Annotated in this window: 19 protein-coding genes; 5 read left to right on the top strand and 14 right to left on the bottom strand. The window is 58.8% G+C overall.

Features of this window, described 5'->3' with window-relative positions:
* The first annotated feature begins 1,356 nt into the window (after window positions 1–1,356).
* A complete protein-coding gene (locus CFII64_RS27680) occupies window positions 1,357–1,707 on the top strand; it encodes a hypothetical protein (RefSeq protein ID WP_020294189.1) in 351 nt (116 codons plus the stop codon).
* 494 nt (window positions 1,708–2,201) lie between these two features.
* On the opposite strand, the gene CFII64_RS27670 is transcribed toward CFII64_RS27680, so the two are convergent.
* Window positions 2,202–2,558 carry a helix-turn-helix domain-containing protein gene (locus CFII64_RS27670; RefSeq protein WP_052026680.1) on the bottom strand — a complete coding sequence of 119 codons (357 nt, stop codon included), beginning with the start codon at window positions 2,556–2,558 and terminating at the stop codon, window positions 2,202–2,204.
* Window positions 2,559–2,806: 248 nt separating this feature from the next.
* On the opposite strand from CFII64_RS27670, the gene CFII64_RS27665 reads away from it, so the two are divergent.
* Together CFII64_RS27665 and CFII64_RS27660 are read left to right on the top strand one after the other, a co-directional pair.
* Complete coding sequence (locus tag CFII64_RS27665; RefSeq protein WP_020294186.1) at window positions 2,807–3,373, top strand: manganese catalase family protein; 567 nt, start codon at window positions 2,807–2,809, stop codon at window positions 3,371–3,373.
* A 496-nt stretch (window positions 3,374–3,869) separates the two neighbouring features.
* Window positions 3,870–4,652: a hypothetical protein gene (locus CFII64_RS27660; RefSeq protein ID WP_020294185.1), complete on the top strand. Its 783-nt coding sequence runs from the start codon at window positions 3,870–3,872 to the stop codon at window positions 4,650–4,652.
* A 270-nt stretch (window positions 4,653–4,922) separates the two neighbouring features.
* On the opposite strand, the gene CFII64_RS27655 is transcribed toward CFII64_RS27660, so the two are convergent.
* From CFII64_RS27655 to ccmA, 10 genes are all read right to left on the bottom strand, one after another.
* On the bottom strand, window positions 4,923–5,318 hold the full coding sequence (locus CFII64_RS27655) for a hypothetical protein (protein WP_020294184.1): 396 nt from the start codon (window positions 5,316–5,318) through the stop codon (window positions 4,923–4,925).
* Between the two features lie 11 nt (window positions 5,319–5,329).
* The gene (gene ccmI, locus CFII64_RS27650; protein WP_020294183.1) at window positions 5,330–6,535 is read right to left on the bottom strand and encodes a c-type cytochrome biogenesis protein CcmI; all 1,206 of its coding nucleotides are present in this window, start codon (window positions 6,533–6,535) and stop codon (window positions 5,330–5,332) included.
* Window positions 6,532–7,002, bottom strand: a complete 471-nt coding sequence (locus CFII64_RS27645) for a cytochrome c-type biogenesis protein (protein ID WP_020294182.1) — start codon at window positions 7,000–7,002, stop codon at window positions 6,532–6,534. Before CFII64_RS27645 ends, ccmI begins: the two co-directional genes overlap by 4 nt.
* Window positions 6,999–7,535 carry a DsbE family thiol:disulfide interchange protein gene (locus CFII64_RS27640; RefSeq protein ID WP_020294181.1) on the bottom strand — a complete coding sequence of 179 codons (537 nt, stop codon included), beginning with the start codon at window positions 7,533–7,535 and terminating at the stop codon, window positions 6,999–7,001. The genes CFII64_RS27645 and CFII64_RS27640 overlap by 4 nt, the downstream gene beginning before the upstream one ends.
* Window positions 7,532–9,505 carry a heme lyase CcmF/NrfE family subunit gene (locus CFII64_RS27635; RefSeq protein WP_020294180.1) on the bottom strand — a complete coding sequence of 658 codons (1,974 nt, stop codon included), beginning with the start codon at window positions 9,503–9,505 and terminating at the stop codon, window positions 7,532–7,534. Before CFII64_RS27635 ends, CFII64_RS27640 begins: the two co-directional genes overlap by 4 nt.
* 3 nt (window positions 9,506–9,508) lie before the next feature.
* Window positions 9,509–9,976, bottom strand: a complete 468-nt coding sequence (gene ccmE, locus CFII64_RS27630) for a cytochrome c maturation protein CcmE (protein ID WP_020294179.1) — start codon at window positions 9,974–9,976, stop codon at window positions 9,509–9,511.
* On the bottom strand, window positions 9,973–10,149 hold the full coding sequence (gene ccmD, locus CFII64_RS27625) for a heme exporter protein CcmD (RefSeq protein WP_020294178.1): 177 nt from the start codon (window positions 10,147–10,149) through the stop codon (window positions 9,973–9,975). Before ccmD ends, ccmE begins: the two co-directional genes overlap by 4 nt.
* Window positions 10,146–10,958, bottom strand: a complete 813-nt coding sequence (locus CFII64_RS27620) for a heme ABC transporter permease (protein ID WP_084488331.1) — start codon at window positions 10,956–10,958, stop codon at window positions 10,146–10,148. Before CFII64_RS27620 ends, ccmD begins: the two co-directional genes overlap by 4 nt.
* 72 nt (window positions 10,959–11,030) lie before the next feature.
* On the bottom strand, window positions 11,031–11,702 hold the full coding sequence (gene ccmB, locus CFII64_RS27615; protein ID WP_020294176.1) for a heme exporter protein CcmB: 672 nt from the start codon (window positions 11,700–11,702) through the stop codon (window positions 11,031–11,033).
* Window positions 11,699–12,340 (bottom strand): cytochrome c biogenesis heme-transporting ATPase CcmA, encoded by a 642-nt coding sequence (gene ccmA / locus CFII64_RS27610; protein ID WP_020294175.1) that lies wholly within the window; start codon window positions 12,338–12,340, stop codon window positions 11,699–11,701. The genes ccmB and ccmA overlap by 4 nt, the downstream gene beginning before the upstream one ends.
* Window positions 12,341–12,538: 198 nt before the next feature.
* Between ccmA and CFII64_RS27605 the strand changes: the two genes are divergently transcribed.
* Together CFII64_RS27605 and CFII64_RS27600 are read left to right on the top strand one after the other, a co-directional pair.
* Window positions 12,539–14,197, top strand: coding sequence for a flagellar hook-length control protein FliK (locus CFII64_RS27605; RefSeq protein ID WP_020294174.1), 1,659 nt, complete (start codon window positions 12,539–12,541; stop codon window positions 14,195–14,197).
* Window positions 14,197–14,520, top strand: a complete 324-nt coding sequence (locus CFII64_RS27600) for an EscU/YscU/HrcU family type III secretion system export apparatus switch protein (protein WP_020294173.1) — start codon at window positions 14,197–14,199, stop codon at window positions 14,518–14,520. Before CFII64_RS27605 ends, CFII64_RS27600 begins: the two co-directional genes overlap by 1 nt.
* A gap of 384 nt (window positions 14,521–14,904) precedes the next feature.
* Here the strand turns inward: CFII64_RS27600 and CFII64_RS27595 are convergent, their stop codons facing one another.
* From CFII64_RS27595 to CFII64_RS27585, 3 genes are read right to left on the bottom strand one after another with little or no spacing between them, the layout of a single operon-like run.
* On the bottom strand, window positions 14,905–15,306 hold the full coding sequence (locus tag CFII64_RS27595) for a DUF2802 domain-containing protein (RefSeq protein ID WP_020294172.1): 402 nt from the start codon (window positions 15,304–15,306) through the stop codon (window positions 14,905–14,907).
* Complete coding sequence (locus CFII64_RS27590) at window positions 15,307–15,786, bottom strand: chemotaxis protein CheW (protein WP_020294171.1); 480 nt, start codon at window positions 15,784–15,786, stop codon at window positions 15,307–15,309.
* A 56-nt stretch (window positions 15,787–15,842) separates the two neighbouring features.
* Window positions 15,843–16,712, bottom strand: coding sequence for a CheW domain-containing protein (locus tag CFII64_RS27585; RefSeq protein WP_020294170.1), 870 nt, complete (start codon window positions 16,710–16,712; stop codon window positions 15,843–15,845).
* Window positions 16,713–16,730: the final 18 nt, after the last annotated feature.

The raw sequence follows: 16,730 nt of genomic DNA, 5'->3' as shown, positions 1-16,730 counted from the left end.
AGGGACTGAGTAGAGAACTTGGATGACTGGGATGCCTGGCCAATGCCCGGAGCGGCGGCGTCCGGGTACCCGCCCGCACAAACTGCTATCGGCGTAGCAATTTTCAAGACGTTACTCATTGTGCTCTGAGATATCCCAGGAGAGTGCGACATCTAGATTTCAAATCCAGAAAAGCGCGATTTTAAGCAGAGGCCTTTGAGCGAGCTGCCTTGTCACAGGGTATCTGGCTGGGTTACTTCTGGGCTTTGGAAGCCCGGTATGCGAGCGCAGAGAGTCGCCCCAAAGAACCGAATCATTGTGTGACGGCCCGGGGCAATCCTGTCTGAAGGCTATCAAGGTCTCGCCAAGGGTAGGCCGGGCATTCTACAAACCTGCAATTTGGATAATGCTTAAACGCCAAAGCTTGCTCTTCCTCCGGCTGCTCAGCGGCACATGCCCTACAGGACACAACTACACCAGAAATCCGCCAGAGAAAGTTCCAGCTAGTCAACCTTTCAGAGATGCTCATTTTGCGGTACCCGCATTAGTGAGGAATGCATTTGCCTCACTAAGGTTGAACACGATCAGACTGCCCCGGTTCATAGATTATGACTACCACCGGTCTATTCGTTTGGATTGTGCGGACAATCTCCAACTTCATTATGGATGGCGTGCTCTGGAGGCATCCGGCCCGCCGATGCCAAGGCCAGGTTTGCGGGGCACACCTACCTACCTACCTACCTACAACCGGTTCACTAAACTCGGGCAGATGCGTCTCTCTGTCACATCAACTGCTACATCCTGTCTTGCTACAGAGTCATCGTCCCGCATGTTTTCGCCTGCCCCGGGTATTGTCATGCACACACCCCCTTACGCCGACCTGAGAGACGATATAGTACTGTAGTGGGTATCTCGGTTTTGGAGGACACCCCGGCGACTATGCTATCCCCGTGTCCTGCCGATGTAAAAACCATCCATCCGCTCGACCGTCTACTTTCATCAGATACGCTAAATTCCCTCTGTCAGGAACTCACGCCACCTGACCGGTCACGCCCTGGGCTCGATGTTCGATTCTGACCCGGGCTGGCCGTCGCGCTTCGAATGCGCAAGCTAGACGCTATGCGTTTGCCATTACCAAGCTCCAGTGTCTTGCAAGCTGAATCTGAACCATCTATCTGCTTGATTTTGGCCTTGATCCCTTTGCGCTACATTTAATCCGTCGAAGCTAGGATGATCTTATGGCTGAGGTCGGCCAGCTTCGCCTCAGCAGGTGCTCTCCAAACTGCTGACCGTCATTACAACATCCCGTCGCCTCATCTTGATTCGCTGCCGAGATCTATAATACTGTATATTAAAACAGTATAGAGACGCAGAGCTATGCTCATCAACGACGAACCATTCGGGTGCCTTGGCGTACCGACCCCGCTGGAAATGCTGAAGCATCAATCTGAAATGCTGTGTGATGAGGTGGCCGACCTCAACGACAGGCTGCGCCGCAGCCGGAGCAATGTCGCCGAGCTGATCGAGATGAATCAGCAGTTGGCTGCCGAACGGGATGCTTTGCGGATCAAGCTCGCAGCGACTGAAGCCAGGGTTTCGGAGTGCCTATTGCAGGCCGGACGAGACTGCAATCAGATCATGGGACTCAAAAGGGTCGCCGAACAGGTCGATGTGCTCCGACGCGCGCTGGACGCAGCTAATCAAAAGCTTGAAAAAAATAGAGCGTAGGGTACTGCCCTGTAAATTCTAAAGAGGGGAATGATCAGGATTGGATCGCATGTTCGCTCGTGTTACCAGCTCCCTCAGCAATGTTTGCTGCTCGGCGGTGAGCAACTCGAGGTCTTCCAATGCTTGCATATAGCCAGCGATCAGCTCCATCAATTTATCGCGCTGAGCAAGTGACGAGCACGCTTGGATAGACTGGAGGTAGCCCGCAATACGCTGTTTGACTACAGATGTGGGAGATAAGGCTGAAAGGGCAGATAGATCGTCTTCAAAGCTAAACGTTAGCAAGTTCATCAGTATGGCCCAATCCGAAGTAACCTTGAAAGTTCCGCCCCCTTAAGCGCGACTAGTCCCAGGTCGGGTAATACTGAGCAAGCCAGCCCTCAGTCCAGGTTTACGTCGGTTAAATCCAGCTGTCGCCCCTTTTCGAGCGTGATGCTGGTGAACGGAAATCGGTCATCAGCACACCTCACGCCTCAATAAGAGTGCGCTAAATTTCAGGCACTGTGGCGCTCATCCTCTGGCCTGCTGGTCACCGCCCTGTATAAAACATTAGAAAGCTTTTCGAGCGCATTTTGGCTTGTAGTATCGAGTGCACGATAGGAACGCACGATCCCTTCCTCTTGGGGATCTAGGCACGCCATGGACAACGGGGTTCTATCACCCGTCACGATATAAAGAACGTCTGCACCCTCTGCACCTATGGCGGTCAGGTATCTGGCGTTCGGAATCCTTTGGTTCGATTCGTAATTTCCTTGGGCGTTTGTCTTAACCCCACCCAAGCCAGCAAACCTTTTCTGTGAAAAACCAAGTCTATGCCGCTCTGCCCTTAACCGCTCACCCAGACTGCTCATAAACGCCACCATCTTCCTGTTCTTATGACCATATTAGTAAATTTAACACATTCGAAAAGGTGCATTTTGCCCAGGCGTTGAGAGTTTTCGCGCGCGATTCGAACAAAAGCGCTTAAGGCGGCCGGGATAGCTGAAATTTGTAGTCGATGGATATCGCTAAGCCAATGGGAATACTTCGCAATGAACCCTGCGAATCCGAGGTTGTCATTTGTGATGTAGTTAATGAAAACGTGCCAAAGGAGACCGGCATGGGTAGCACAACGGAAAGTTCTTTCATCTCCGAGATTAAGTTTTTCGACCTGCTCTTAGCGCAATTCGGCGGGAGCGAAGGCGAGTTGCCAAGCGCAATCGCTTACCTTACCCAAGCCTCAAATGAGGATCATCCCACACGAAAAGCAAGCCTTATCCGAATTGCTCGCGTCAAACTCCAGCATGCAGACATAGTTGGCTCCATTTTGTTGCAGATTTCGACAAACAGGGCAGGCCCGCTATCGACGAGAATTGATCGAGATGAATTCAAAAAATTTTTGAATATCAAGGGTATAACGATTGACGATTATGATGCTGCGCCTGTATCCCTGAGAGAATTTTCGAAGACTAAGCTTAAGCGTCCAACCGGCCCCAACTTCAGCCACAACCCGCAAAAATATCTCGCGGCTAATATTCTCACTGAAGAGCACCAGATTGTTACCTACCAACGTCTTGTCGGTCTTACCGAGGACTCTAATTTCATCTCGGCCCTGAACTATGTCAAAGCTCGCCAGATCGAACATCGAGATGAGTTTATCGAAATGCTGCGGCGGCTTACGCACTAAGACGGTCATCGTCCGCCACACGGCAACGCCAGCACCAGCAGCTCATGCGAAACGCGTCCACGGGTAGGCAAGGGCGCGCGGTGAGTGCAGGAAAACCAGCCGTGCTCAAACTACCAGAATCGATCGTTTCGACTGATTCTGGTGATCCCAGTAAGAGGGTTTTTCCGCACGCCGCCCAAGCCCAAAAATCTACGCATTCAGCGGGTGTTCCGATCTAATCGGTACCGCTTCCGAGCGGTTGAAACATCAGTAGCTGCCCACCTCGGAAGACTAGCGAGGAAATAACCTGCTGCTGCATCAGTGAATGCCTCTCTAAACCCCGCAAGGTGTGTTCGCTGGCTGCTTACATTCGCATTCGTGGGGGTCGGCAAGCGCGTACCCAGAGTCAGGCAACAGTGATTGAAGATGGCGGTTTCCAAGCCTGCGCCAAGCGCGCTAAAGTTATCTTACAAGTCGTCGATAAACTTCCTACACCAAACGTTGATGGAGTGACGATATGGAAATCTCTTTGACTGCCGGCTCGACTCTGGCATCGACAATGCGACTGAACCCATCCAGCCAAGCCCTGTCCGCGCAGCCCATCAGCGAGGATCAGAAATCGGCGTTCAGCAACGCAACGCCAGCGGCGATTTATCATCCAAGTGAAGCAGCCCAAGCGCTAACTCAGACAACGTCGACTCAGCCAATGGTGGTGGTAAACACCTACGGTCGCCCTCAGTCTGCCGACTTCCCTGCCATGGCCAAGCTGCACCAAGGTGCTTTTTATGGTTTGAAATCCGCGTTCGAGGAGTTCAAATCCGCTCTTGAGTCCACGTTCCCGGACCTCGCCGAGAAGAAATTCGGCTTTACTATCGAAGCCGACGGCAAACTCAAGGCACTCAACCCTGCCGGCGAGCTCAGCCTTACCGATATGGATCAACTGGATAAGCTATTAAACGCCTCCAGCACGCTGATAGGCGCTGCCGACACCTACCGGGATGTCTCCATAGACTTGGTGGCGGCCGACGGAAACTGGGGTGGCTCTTATCTGGGCGATTACCAGCTGGACGAAAACAATTTCGCCAGCACCATTGATCTGGCGGCGTTGTTCATCCCCAAAACCACTACCCTGAATCCAGAGGCCATGGCGGGTTGGTTTTCGCACCAGCTATGGAGCAAAGGTGAACTCGCGACGAAGGAAACGCATGCAGCCATCATGGCCTCACGCGACGTCGCACGCGAGGCGCAGGAAAAGGCCGCGGCTAAGGCTGCGGCTGCCGCTGAGACTGCAAAGGCCTGAGACCTTTAGGCGTGCGTCATCAGAGGCGGCATTGTCGCGCAACAAAACCTCGTTCCCGTTGGAGCGAGGCTTGCCCGCGAAGAACGACGCCGCGGTGACCTGGGTGACTGCGGCGTCTGATTCGTCCAGGGAAACCCCGGCATATCCGATGAAATTCCAATTCTGAAACGACGTATTCGCGGGCAAGCCTCGCGCCAACAGAATCAGCGAACGGCAAAAGTGGATACGCTCGCAATTCGACCCTCCAGACGACCCACTATCTGGAACATTTCAATTGCCGAACTGACGACTCAAACCCGCTGGCACGCCGCTGGAATCGGTGTCCTGCCACGGGCCGTTGGGCGTGGTTGACCAGCTCCAGCCGCTATTCCAGCGATAGTAGGTGCGCTGGCGGTAGAAGGTGTTCGGTTGATCATCCAGTACGTGGACGCCGAGCTTTGCATCCCAATGACTGTTGCCACCCGGTGGCGGCGCGAAGTTGGCCGAGGTCTTCGGGCCTGCCGCTGGCGCCTTGGGCGTTTGCGGAGCGCTTGGCTTACTCGGCGCCGATGGCTTGCCGGGCAAGCTCTGGATCGGCTCCTGGCTGCGTGGTCCGGTGGGCTGGACCGCACAGGCACTCAGGCCAAGGACCATACCCAACAAGGTGATGCGTGCTGCGCGGTACATAAGCGGATTCTCTACTGATCTGGACTGTCGATGGTGAGCGTCTGCAACGCCGTGACGCTGCTGGCCAGCGGCTTGCTGCGGCCGATCCACTCGCCGGTGGTCGGCTGGCCTGCACGGGATACCCGCGCCACCAGTTGGACTTCAGGGAAGTTGGACAGTTTCAGTTGCGGCATCATCGCGTCGGCGTCTGCCAGTTCGACTTCTGCCGGCAGGTCCGCGACCGTCACGCGCTTGACCGCCAGTGGTGCCGGCGGGCCTTTGATCGCGCGGGCGAAGATGAACACGCTATCGCCCGGTGCTGTTCTGGCTTTCAGTTCCGGGGCCAGATCGACCCGGACTTTGATGCGCGCCGTCTGGCTCGCGACAACCGCAGGCGTCTGAACAACGCCGCCGCTGGCGGTCAGCTTCTCAGTCGCGCGGGCGATACCGCCTTCCAGCGCCGACCGGGACGGATCCTGTGGCGGCAGCACCGCCAACAGCCGCTTCCAGTAATCCACGGCTTGCTGGTAACGCTCAGTCTCGAAAGCGGCGATGCCCAACAGACCCAGGCTGGTGACTTCCTTCGGATCGGCCTTGAGGGCTTCGTCGGTCAGGGCCTGGACGTGCGGGGTGAATTTCTTGCCACCGGCGAAGTACAACGCCTGCGCCCATTGCCCGAGCAGTTCCGGCGGCCGGCCGGCCAGGGCTGCGGCACGTTCGAACATCGCCGCAGCGTCCGCCGGACGATCCTGGGCCATGTAGGTGCGCGCCAGGAAATAAATGCCCTCGGCCGAATCCGGCTGGGCTTTGACTGCGCGCTCCAGGCGGCTGGTCATCTCCTGAATCGAGCCCGGCGGCTGGGCGAATTCCCGAGTCAGCTCGACCTTGTCACTGGCGCCGAAATGCAGATACATCGCCAGGCCCAGCACCGGCACCAACACCGCCGCCAGCAATGGCAGCGGTTTGCCCAGACGCGAGGTGCGCAGCGGTTCGACGCCCTCGGTGTCAGCCAGCAACTCGCGGGCAGCTTCGGCGCGGCCATTGTCCATTTGCACCGCAGACAACACGCCCTCCGCTTGCTGCCCTTGCAGTTCGGCCACGCGCTCCTGATACAGCGCGACATTGAGCGCAGTGCGGTCTTCTTCGCTTTGCGCACGACGGCCACGCAGGACCGGGATCAGCAGGAAACTCAGGGCCACCAGCAACAGCAGGCCAGCAGCTAGCCAGAAATCAATCATTCGCGGTTTTTATCCAGCAGGTGGGCGAGGCGCTGACGCTCCTCGTCGGAAAGGGCGTCGCTCTTGTTGCGACCCTGGCCACGGCGACGTACGACAATCACGCCAATGACCAACAAGCCGCCGATCAGCAGACCGGCCGGGCCGAACCAGAGCAGCCAGGTGCTTGAGTTGAGAGCCGGCTTGTAGCGCACGAAATCGCCATAGCGATCAACCATGAAATCAATGATCTGCTGATTGCTCTGCCCTTCGCCAAGCATGCGGAAGATTTCCTTGCGCAGGTCGGCGGCGATCGGGGCGTTGGAATCGGCGATGTCCTGATTCTGGCACTTGGGGCAACGCAGCTCTTTGGTCAGCTCGGCGTAACGCGCGCGTTCGGCGTCATCGCGAAACTCATAGGCATCGATGGCGGCATGGGCCACAGTGGCCAGCCCAAGTGTCAACAATGCGGCAGTTATCCAGCGCTTCATTGCCTGGCCTCGTCAACCAGCCCCTGATACAACCCAGCCAACTGTTCGCGCCACACGGTTTCGTCAATCACGCCGACGTACTTGTGACGAATGATGCCTTTGCTGTCGATCAGGAAGGTCTCCGGCGCGCCGTAGACGCCCAGATTCAGGCCCAGGCTGCCCTGCTCGTCGCGGATGTTCAGCTGATAAGGGTCATGAAAGTCCTGCAGCCATTTCAGGGCGTCGGCATTCACATCCTTGTAGTTGATGCCGTAGATCACCACGCCTTGCTGAGCCAGTTTGTTGAGCACCGGATGCTCGACCCGGCACGCCACGCACCAGGTGCCCCAGACGTTGACCAGCGCCGGCTTGCCCAGCAGGTCGGCGCGGGTCAACACCTTGTCGCCTTGCACCTGAGGCAGGGAAAACTCGGGGAAGGGCTTGTTGATCAAGGCCGACGGCAACTCGGCCGGATCCAGGTACAGACCGCGATAGAGAAACACTGCGACCGCGAGGAAAATCGCCAGCGGCAACAACAGGATCCAACGCTTCATACCACCGCCTCCGCGATGCCCAGGGCGTCACGAACCTTGCTTTTAACCTTGACCCGGTAACGCTTGTCCATCGCTGCCAAAACGCCTCCCAATGCTGTGATCAAACCGCCAAACCAGATCCAGCGCACGAACGGCTTGACGTGAACCCGGACCGCCCAGGCGCCGTCGCCGAGCGGTTCGCCCAGCGCCACGTAAAGGTCACGGGTGAAACCGGCGTCGATACCGGCTTCGGTCATCATCGATTGCTGCACGGTGTACAGGCGTTTTTCCGGGTGCAGGATCGTCACTTGCCTGCCGTCTTCCAGGACGCGAATGGTGGCGCGATCCGAGGTGAAGTTCGGGCCCTGATAATGTTTGGCGCCGTCGAACACGAACATGTAGCCGCCCAGTTCCATGGATTCACCGGGCGCCAGACGCAAGTCGCGTTCGGCGCTGTTCTGGCTGGAAAGCACCACGCCGAGGGCGCACACGGCGATCCCGATGTGCGCAACCTGCATGCCCCAATAGCTGCGGGTCATGCCCCGCGCGCCTTTGATCAGGCCTTTGTGGCGAGTCTTGTCCAGCAGGTCGCGAACGCCCGCCAGCAATACCCACGCGGCCAGCATGAAGGTCGCCAGCACCGCCCAGTGGAAATCGTCCATGGCGAAACCGGCGATCACCGCCAGCACGGCGCTGCCGATCAGGACCGGTGCCAGCATGCTCAGCAGCCATTTGACCGGTGTGTCTTTCCAGCGCACCAGCACGCCAACCGCCATCACCGCCATCAGCAAGCCCATCAAGGGCACGAACAGCGCGTTGAAGTAAGGCGGGCCAACGGACATCTTCGCGCCGCTCAGGGCGTCGAGCACCAGCGGGTAGAGGGTGCCGAGCAGAATCATCGAAGCGGCGACCACCAATACCAGGTTATTGCCCAACAGCAGGGTTTCTCGCGACCACAGGCCAAAGCCGACGTGGCTTTTCACCACCGGGGCGCGGAAGGCGAACAAGGTCAGCGAACCGCCCACCACGAACAGCAGGAAAATCAGAATGAACACGCCCCGCGCCGGGTCGGAAGCGAACGCGTGAACCGAGGTCAGGACGCCGGAGCGCACCAGGAATGTTCCCAGCAGGCTCAGGGAAAACGCCGCAATGGCCAAAAGCACCGTCCAGCTCTTGAATACGCCGCGTTTTTCCGTCACAGCCAGTGAGTGAATCAACGCCGTGCCGACTAACCAGGGCATGAACGAGGCATTTTCCACCGGGTCCCAGAACCACCAGCCGCCCCAGCCAAGTTCGTAATAGGCCCACCAGGAGCCCAGAGTGATGCCAATGCCGAGAAACGCCCAGGCAACGATGGTCCATGGTCGCGACCAGCGCGCCCAGGCCGCATCAAGACGCCCGCCGAGCAATGCGGCAATGGCGAAAGCGAACGCCACCGAAAACCCGACATAACCCATGTACAGCATCGGCGGATGCACGATCAGGCCAATGTCCTGCAACAACGGATTGAGATCGCGGCCGTTGGCCGGAATTTGCGGCAGGATCCGCGAGAACGGGTTGGAGGTCAGGATCAGGAACAGCATGAAGCCGATGCTGATCATGCCCATCACCGCCAGCACTCGGGCCAGCATCACTTGAGGCAACTGTCGGGAGAAGATCGACACCGCAAAGGTCCACGCGCCGAGAATCACTGCCCAGAGCAGCAGCGAACCTTCGTGCGCGCCCCATACGGCGCTGAATTTGAAGTACCACGGCAAGGCACTGTTGGAGTTTTCCGCGACGTAGGCCACGGAAAAATCGTCGGTCATGAAGGCGTAAGTCAGGCAACCGAAAGCGAAAATCAGAAAGGTGAACTGCCCCCACGCCGCTGGCTGCGCCAGACCCATCCACATGCGGTCACCGCGCCATGCGCCCATCAGCGGCACGAAGGCCTGCACGACGGCGAAGCACAGCGCCAGAATCATGGCCAGATGGCCGAGTTCAGGAATCATGGTTCAACCCTGCTTGGAAGGTGAAGAAGGCGACGCCGGTGCAGCCTGACCGCTCTCTTTGAGCGCCTTGGTGACTTCAGGCGGCATGTATTTTTCGTCGTGCTTGGCCAGCACTTCGTCGGCGACCACGACGCCATCGGCGTTGAGTTTGCCCAACGCGACGATGCCCTGCCCTTCGCGGAACAGGTCCGGGAGGATGCCGCGATAGGTAATGGTCACTGATTTATTGAAGTCGGTGACGATGAACCTGACGTCCAGCGAGTCCCCGGAACGCTGCAGCGAACCTTTTTCCACCATGCCGCCGGCACGAATACGCGTGTCGTGTGGGGCTTCGCCGTTGGCGATCTGGCTCGGGGTATAGAACAGGTTGATGTTTTCCTTGAGGGCACTCAAGGCCAGGGTGACGGCGATGCCGACCCCGGCCAGTATCGCGACGATGATCAACAGACGCTTTCTACGCAGCGGATTCACTTCTGATTCTCCCGACGCAAACGACGCGCCTCTTGTTGCAGGTAACGCCGGCGGGCCAACAGCGGCAGCCCGACGTTCATGGCCAGCACCCAAAGGCAAATGCCGTAGGCCGACCAGACGTAAAGGCCATGGTGACCCATGGCCAGGAATTCACCGAATGAAGCAAAATTCATTGTGCGCCTTCCTTCGCAGAGGGGTGGCCCAGGGCTTTGAGCACCTCAGCCTTGACCCAGCTGGCGCGCGCCTCGCGCTTGAGAATTTCCAGGCGCATGCGCATCAGCAGGACCGCACCAAAGAAGCAGTAGAAACCCAGCACCGTGAACAGCAACGGCAGCCACATTTCGGCGGGCATCGCCGGTTTTTCGGTGAGGCTGAACGTGACGCCCTGATGCAGGGTGTTCCACCATTCCACCGAATATTTGATGATCGGGATGTTGATCACCCCGACAATCGCCAGCACCGCACAGGCCTTGGCGGCGCTGTCACGATTACTGATCGCGTTGCCCAGGGCAATAAGACCGAAGTACAGGAAAAGCAGGATCAACATGGACGTAAGGCGTGCATCCCAGACCCACCACGACCCCCAGGTGGGCTTGCCCCAGATGGCGCCGGTGGCCAGCGCCACGGCAGTCATCCACGCACCGATGGGTGCTGCACACTGCAGCGCCACATCGGCGATCTTCATTTTCCACACCAGGCCGACCACACCGCAGACCGCCAGCATGACGTAGCAGGACTGGGCGAGCATGGCCGTCGGCACATGGATATAGATGATGCGAAAGCTGTTGCCTTGCTGATAATCCGGTGGTGCGAATGCCAGGCCCCAGACCACGCCGATACTTATGAAAAGTACCGCTGCGATGCTCAGCCACGGCAACAGACGTCCGCTGATGCCGTAGAACCATTTCGGTGAACCGAGCTTGTGGAACCATGCCCAGCTCACGCCGCTTTTAGCGCTGTTTTTCGTCACGCTGCCTTTCATCAAGCCGCCTTTCATCACGGTGTAGCTCGGGTTTTTACTGCCAGGTCCGATGTCGGCCTGTCAGAACCTCAATTATTCGCCGACGCTGATTTTCAGGCCAGCCGCTATTGCAAAAGGTGTCAGGGTTACCGCGAGGGCGGTCAGGCTGCCAAGCCAGAGCAGGTAACCCGTGGCCGGCATGCCTTGCAATGCTGCCTGCAAAGCGCCGCTGCCCAGAATCAACACCGGGATGTACAAGGGCAGAATCAGCAGCGCCAGCAACAGGCCGCCGCGCTTGAGTCCCACCGTCAACGCCGCGCCCACTGCTCCCAGCAGGCTCAATACCGGCGTGCCCAGCAACAACGAAAACAACAACACCGGCAGGCACTGACTGGGTAAACCCAGCATCAGGGCCAGCAATGGTGCCAACAATACCAGTGCCAGCCCGGAGAAAGCCCAGTGTGCCAGCACTTTGGCCAGAACCAGAAGGGCCAGGGGGTGCGACGAAAGGACCCACTGCTCAAGGGAACCGTCCTCGAAATCACTGCGAAACAGGCCGTCCAGCGAGAGCAGCACGGACAACAGTGCCGCTACCCAGACTAACCCCGGCGACAAGGTTTGCAACAATTGAGTCTCCGGTCCGACCGCCAGCGGGAACAACGCGATGACGATGGCGAAGAACACCAAGGGGTTGGCCAGCTCTGCCGGGCGACGGATCAACAGCCGGGCTTCGCGCGCGACCAGCAGGGTAAACACATGACTCATACGGACCACTGCCCCAGATCAATATCCCGATAACCTGCCGGCATGCGCGTCAGGGTGTGGTGCGTGGTGAGAACGATCATCCCGCCCCGCTCGCAGTGTTGCGCCAGATGGTTTTCCAGCTGCGCGACGCCTTGTTTATCCAGCGCGGTGAAGGGTTCGTCGAGAATCCAGATCGGTGGACTGGCCAGATACAGTCGGGCCAGCGCGACCCGGCGCTGCTGCCCGGCCGACAGCGTGTGGCAAGGCACATCTTCGAAACCGCGCAGACCGACGGCTTCCAGCGCTTGCCAGATGTCGGCGGGCTGCGCAGGACAATGCAGGGCGCAAAGCCAGGCGAGGTTTTCCACGGGGGTCAGCAAATCCTTGATCCCGGCGGCATGACCGATCCACAACAGATTGCGCGCCAGTTCGGTACGTTGCGCGGCCAACGGTTGACCCTTGACCAGGACTTCGCCGAAGGTTGGCTGCATCAGACCCGCCAACAACCGCAACAGACTGGTTTTGCCGCTGCCGTTCGGGCCGCTGATCTGTAGCATGTCACCGGCTTGCAGCGACAGCTCCAGGTGCTCGAAAAGCATCCGCCAGTCACGCTCGCAGGCCAGGTCATGTGCCTGCAAAACAGGGATAGGACGAGTCATTGATGATTCCAGGCGCAGCGTTGTCGCCTCAAGACGCGCCAGACAGGGCGCAGGCCGAAGAAATGGCTGTTCAAGTCGGCGTGGAAACGGCCGCTATATTGATACGAATTCATTGCATATCCGGCCCGGTCGCGACCGGGCCGCATTATACATGGCATGTCCCGGTACAAGAGGGCAATTTCAACAAGGTCACGATCCATGACAGGCGATATCACCAGCCTCCAACCGACGACTGCGGCCGCTGCCTTGGTCCGTGCCGGTCTTTCTCCCGCGCAAGTCCTGACCTTGCTGCAACCGATGGAAAATCTCCTGCCGCCCGGTGAAACCGTCGATGCCCAAGTGATCACGCTCAAGCAGCTGAACCAGAGTTTTCAGTTGCTGCTCAGCCTGGCAATCGCCAATGGCGGCAAGGTCAGCGTCCAGGTCGAAAGCGCCCTGCCTTTCACGCCAGGCACCAGCCTGTCCGTGGCGCAAGCATCCTCCAATACCCTGACGCTGACCTTGCAGCAGATCAATACCGCGCTGAATAACGCGCAAACCAGCATCGACATCAAGCAATTGCCGGTGGGCACCTTGCTGCAAGGCCGCGTCTTGACCACCCAGGTGATCAACGACGCGTTGAGTCAAATGAGTGGCGAGGCTGCGACCAAATCCAATGTCCAGCCCGGCGCGCCGTTGCCAGCCCAGCCAATCCAGCCGGCGTTGTATCGCTCCATGGTGCTGCTGCTCAACACCGCGCTGGCCGGCACCACCCTGACCATCGAAAGCCCGCGACCGCTGACCACCGGAACATTGCTCAGTGCTCAGGTACAGGGCAGCCAGGCGCTGAGCTTCGTCCCGTTACCCAGCCGTCTCGATCAGTTGGCATTGAGCCAGCAACTCACCACCCAGCAGAACCGCCAAGGCTCACTGGACGTGCTGATCAATGCCCTGCGCAACCTGCCAGCGTCGAGTCCGGCGATTTCCGCGCCGTTGCAGGCCAGCATCAACCAACTGCTGGCGGACTTGCCGGACGTCGAGCAGATGACCAACCCCAAAACCGTCGCCCAGGCGATCAGTACCAGTGGGCTGTTCATGGAAGCCAAACTGCTGACCGGTTTGAACCCGATGGCCGGCCCGGACCTGAAAGCCAACCTGATGCGGGTGATTCAACAGATTCTGCCCGGTTTGCCCGGCGGGCCGGGTTATGACGCTGCCGCCGCGTCGAACATGCTGACCCGCTCCATGCCGGGCGCGTTGCGTAGCGTATTGGGCACCATGGGCCTGGTGGCCGCACCGGCGCTGCCGATCCATTTCCCGCTGCCGTCGCGCTCGGTGAAAGGTGGCGGCAAGGAAGACGACCTGGAGATGCTGCTCAAGCTGGCGGCAGCGGCCGTGTCGCGCCTGCAAAGCCATCAGCTGGGCGGCTTGGAGCAGACACGCACCGCGGCCGATGGCGGCCAGTTGACGACATGGCAGCTGGAAATTCCCATGCGCAACGCTCACGACATCGTGCCGCTGCAGGTCAAAGTGCAGCGTGAAGACACACCTGAAAAAGACAAGTCCTCGGATAAGGACAAAGACGAAAGCGAGGTCGGCGAGACGAGAGAAAAGCTCTGGAAGATTGATCTGGCGTTCGACCTCGCCCCACTGGGGCCCTTGCAAGTACAAGCGCAACTGATTCGCGGCAACCTGTCGAGCCAGCTGTGGGCCGAGCGCGCTGACAGCGCTGCATTGATCAGCCGCGAACTGGGCCATCTTCGCGAGCGGCTGGTGGCGTGCGGCCTGACCGTCAGTGAGCTGGAATGTCGCCATGGCACTCCGCCGCAAGGTGCGCGCACCACCCTCGAACGCCGCTGGATAGACGAGAACGCCTGATGAGCCAATTGGAACATGCCCCACGCCAGGCCATTGCCCTGAGCTACGACGGCCAGCACACCCCGACCTTGAGCGCCAAGGGCGACGACCAGCTCGCCGAAGCGATTCTGGCGATTGCCCGGGAATATGAAGTCCCGATCTACGAAAACGCCGAGCTGGTCAAACTGCTGGCGCGCATGGAATTGGGCGACAGCATCCCCGAACCGCTGTATCGCACGATTGCCGAGATCATCGCCTTTGCCTGGCACTTGAAGGGTAAGTTTCCCGAAGGTCAGGACCCGAATGCGCCGCCGGTGGAGCGGGATATCACGCCCAAGTGGTGAGCACCGATGATCTCATGACCATGCCAAACGGCCCGTTGGAGCGAGGCTTGCCCGCGAAGGCTTCATATCAATATTGGTGCTGAATTTGTGGGAGAGGACTTGTCCTCGAAGGGCTCGTACATCCGACTGTTTTTTCGAACCTGAAACAAAGCCTTCGCGGGCAAGCCTCGCTTGTATGTTTAGACTTGAAGGGGTGGGGTGGGACTAAAGCATCGCTTCTCCCACGGATCCTGCATCGATCCACAGCCTCGGTTCCATTTCTGTAGGAGCGAATTCATTCGCGAGGCGGTGGGTCAGCCGCCAAAGGTGTCGACTGGACTGACGCCTTCGAGGACAAGTCCTCTCCCACAGGTTTCAGCATCGTCCTCGTGGCAGCGATCACGTTCAGCGCTGATTATTACCATGCAGCTTGGTCATCAGCTGGGCTTCGGCCTGGGTCAGGCCGCAGGCCTGGGTGAGTTCGTCGATGCTCGCGCCCATGCCGACCAATCGCGCGGCCTGGGCGAAGGACAGGCTGGAGGGGTCGCGCTGCTCGAGTGCGGTGAGCTTGTCGGGCAGCGGCCCGACAATCGCCCGCAGCTCGTGCAAGGCTTCGCCCATCTTCACCGTGCCGTTCTGGAAGTTATCCACACGCCGGGCCAGATCCCGATAGCGCTGATCGCGCACGGTATCGGCTTCTGCGCGTGCAAGATCAAGCCGGCGCTGACGCTTGGTATGCGCCAGGAACATTCCCAGGGTCACGACCCAGAGAATGCCCAGAAAGATGACAGCAACCTCAAGGATCAATCAGATGTTCTCCAGATCCGACCACTCTTCTTCGGACATCATCTTGTCCAGCTCGACAAGGATCAACAGTTCGCCGTTCTTGTTGCACACGCCCTGAATGAACTTGGCGGATTCGTCATTGCCCACGTTTGGCGCGGTTTCGACTTCGGACTGACGCAGGTAAACCACTTCGGCCACGCTGTCGACCAGAATCCCGACCACTTGCTTGTCAGCTTCGATGATCACCACACGCGTGTTGTCACTGACTTCAACCGGTTCCAGACCAAACCGCTGGCGGGTGTCGATAACCGTGACCACGTTGCCGCGCAGGTTGATGATGCCCAGCACATAGCTCGGCGCACCTGGCACCGGAGCGATTTCGGTGTAGCGCAGCACTTCCTGGACCTGCATCACGTTGATGCCATACGACTCGTTATCCAGGCGGAAGGTAACCCACTGCAGAATAGGATCTTCGGAACCTTGTGCGGACGACTTCTTCATACCCCTAACCCCTCACGTGTGTGCTGTGCAGGCGACGTCAAAACGTCATCCCATGATTATTTGATTTTTTGCATCTGCTTGACCGCGCCACTGGCAATCAGCTCGGCCAATTCGGAAACGTCCAGCAACGCGCACATGTGTTCAATCACCGTGCCCGCCAACCAGGGGCGCTGCCCGCGATGGGAGCGCCATTTGATCTCGCTGGGATCAAGGCGCAGCGAGCGGCTGACCTGATGCACTGCCAGCCCCCACTCATAGCCTTGAACTGAAATCACGTACTGCAAGCCCTGCCGGAAATCATCGCGGTAGCGATCCGGCATGATCCAGCGCGCGGTATCCAGCACTTTCAGATTGCCGCCCTGGCTGGGCAGGATGCCGAGGAACCAGTCCGGCTGACCGAACAACGGCGTCAGGTCATGCCCGGCCAGCGGATAAATCGATCCCAGACACACCAGCGGTACTGCCAGCGTCAAGCCGGCGACATCAAACAACAGGCATTCGAATGGCTCTTGCGCCCAGGCAGGTCGCCCGTCAACGGTGGTGGGCGGCGGCGTGGTCGTACGTTGCGCCGAAGGCAAATACACCTCGGCCACCGGTTCGACCAGCTCCACCAGCGGCACAGTGATTTCTTCGACGGTGGGCACCGGGGCAATATCAACCCGGGCCACGACGGGCACCACAACCGGCACTGCGACTGCAACGGCTACCGGCGCGGGAGCCGCGACAGCAATCGCGATTGGAGCGGCAATTGCCAGCATCCGCGCGTCATAAGCCTGCTCCTCAAGAACCGCCGCCTCGAATTCATCGATGCTGGACAGTTGCGGCAGCTCAACCAGTTCTTCAGTGGCGTCCTGAAGCAGCGCATCCAGATAGGACTGCAGCGCCAGTTGCGGTCGTGTTGCGATTTGTACAGGCCGAAGATTCATACGGATGCCACACATTGA

The organism is Pseudomonas sp. CFII64, assembly GCF_000416235.1.
Classification (GTDB): Bacteria; Pseudomonadota; Gammaproteobacteria; order Pseudomonadales; family Pseudomonadaceae; genus Aquipseudomonas.
Note: the sequence above shows the minus strand (reverse complement) of the source record. Positions and strands in the feature narration are given on the sequence as shown.

Bases quoted from the DNA above. Each gene is read 5' to 3' on its own strand.
- CFII64_RS27620 (WP_084488331.1), bottom strand. From the start codon at position 10,958: ATGAAAGGCAGCGTGACGAAAAACAGCGCTAAAAGCGGCGTGAGCTGG.
- CFII64_RS27665 (WP_020294186.1), top strand. From the start codon at position 2,807: ATGGGTAGCACAACGGAAAGTTCTTTCATCTCCGAGATTAAGTTTTTC.
- ccmA (WP_020294175.1), bottom strand. From the start codon at position 12,340: ATGACTCGTCCTATCCCTGTTTTGCAGGCACATGACCTGGCCTGCGAG.
- ccmD (WP_020294178.1), bottom strand. From the start codon at position 10,149: ATGAATTTTGCTTCATTCGGTGAATTCCTGGCCATGGGTCACCATGGC.
- CFII64_RS27585 (WP_020294170.1), bottom strand. From the start codon at position 16,712: ATGAATCTTCGGCCTGTACAAATCGCAACACGACCGCAACTGGCGCTG.
- CFII64_RS27670 (WP_052026680.1), bottom strand. From the start codon at position 2,558: ATGAGCAGTCTGGGTGAGCGGTTAAGGGCAGAGCGGCATAGACTTGGT.
- ccmI (WP_020294183.1), bottom strand. From the start codon at position 6,535: ATGATTGATTTCTGGCTAGCTGCTGGCCTGCTGTTGCTGGTGGCCCTG.
- CFII64_RS27645 (WP_020294182.1), bottom strand. From the start codon at position 7,002: ATGAAGCGCTGGATAACTGCCGCATTGTTGACACTTGGGCTGGCCACT.
- CFII64_RS27640 (WP_020294181.1), bottom strand. From the start codon at position 7,535: ATGAAGCGTTGGATCCTGTTGTTGCCGCTGGCGATTTTCCTCGCGGTC.
- CFII64_RS27635 (WP_020294180.1), bottom strand. From the start codon at position 9,505: ATGATTCCTGAACTCGGCCATCTGGCCATGATTCTGGCGCTGTGCTTC.
- ccmB (WP_020294176.1), bottom strand. From the start codon at position 11,702: ATGAGTCATGTGTTTACCCTGCTGGTCGCGCGCGAAGCCCGGCTGTTG.
- CFII64_RS27605 (WP_020294174.1), top strand. From the start codon at position 12,539: ATGACAGGCGATATCACCAGCCTCCAACCGACGACTGCGGCCGCTGCC.
- CFII64_RS27680 (WP_020294189.1), top strand. From the start codon at position 1,357: ATGCTCATCAACGACGAACCATTCGGGTGCCTTGGCGTACCGACCCCG.
- CFII64_RS27660 (WP_020294185.1), top strand. From the start codon at position 3,870: ATGGAAATCTCTTTGACTGCCGGCTCGACTCTGGCATCGACAATGCGA.
- CFII64_RS27600 (WP_020294173.1), top strand. From the start codon at position 14,197: ATGAGCCAATTGGAACATGCCCCACGCCAGGCCATTGCCCTGAGCTAC.
- CFII64_RS27655 (WP_020294184.1), bottom strand. From the start codon at position 5,318: ATGTACCGCGCAGCACGCATCACCTTGTTGGGTATGGTCCTTGGCCTG.
- CFII64_RS27590 (WP_020294171.1), bottom strand. From the start codon at position 15,786: ATGAAGAAGTCGTCCGCACAAGGTTCCGAAGATCCTATTCTGCAGTGG.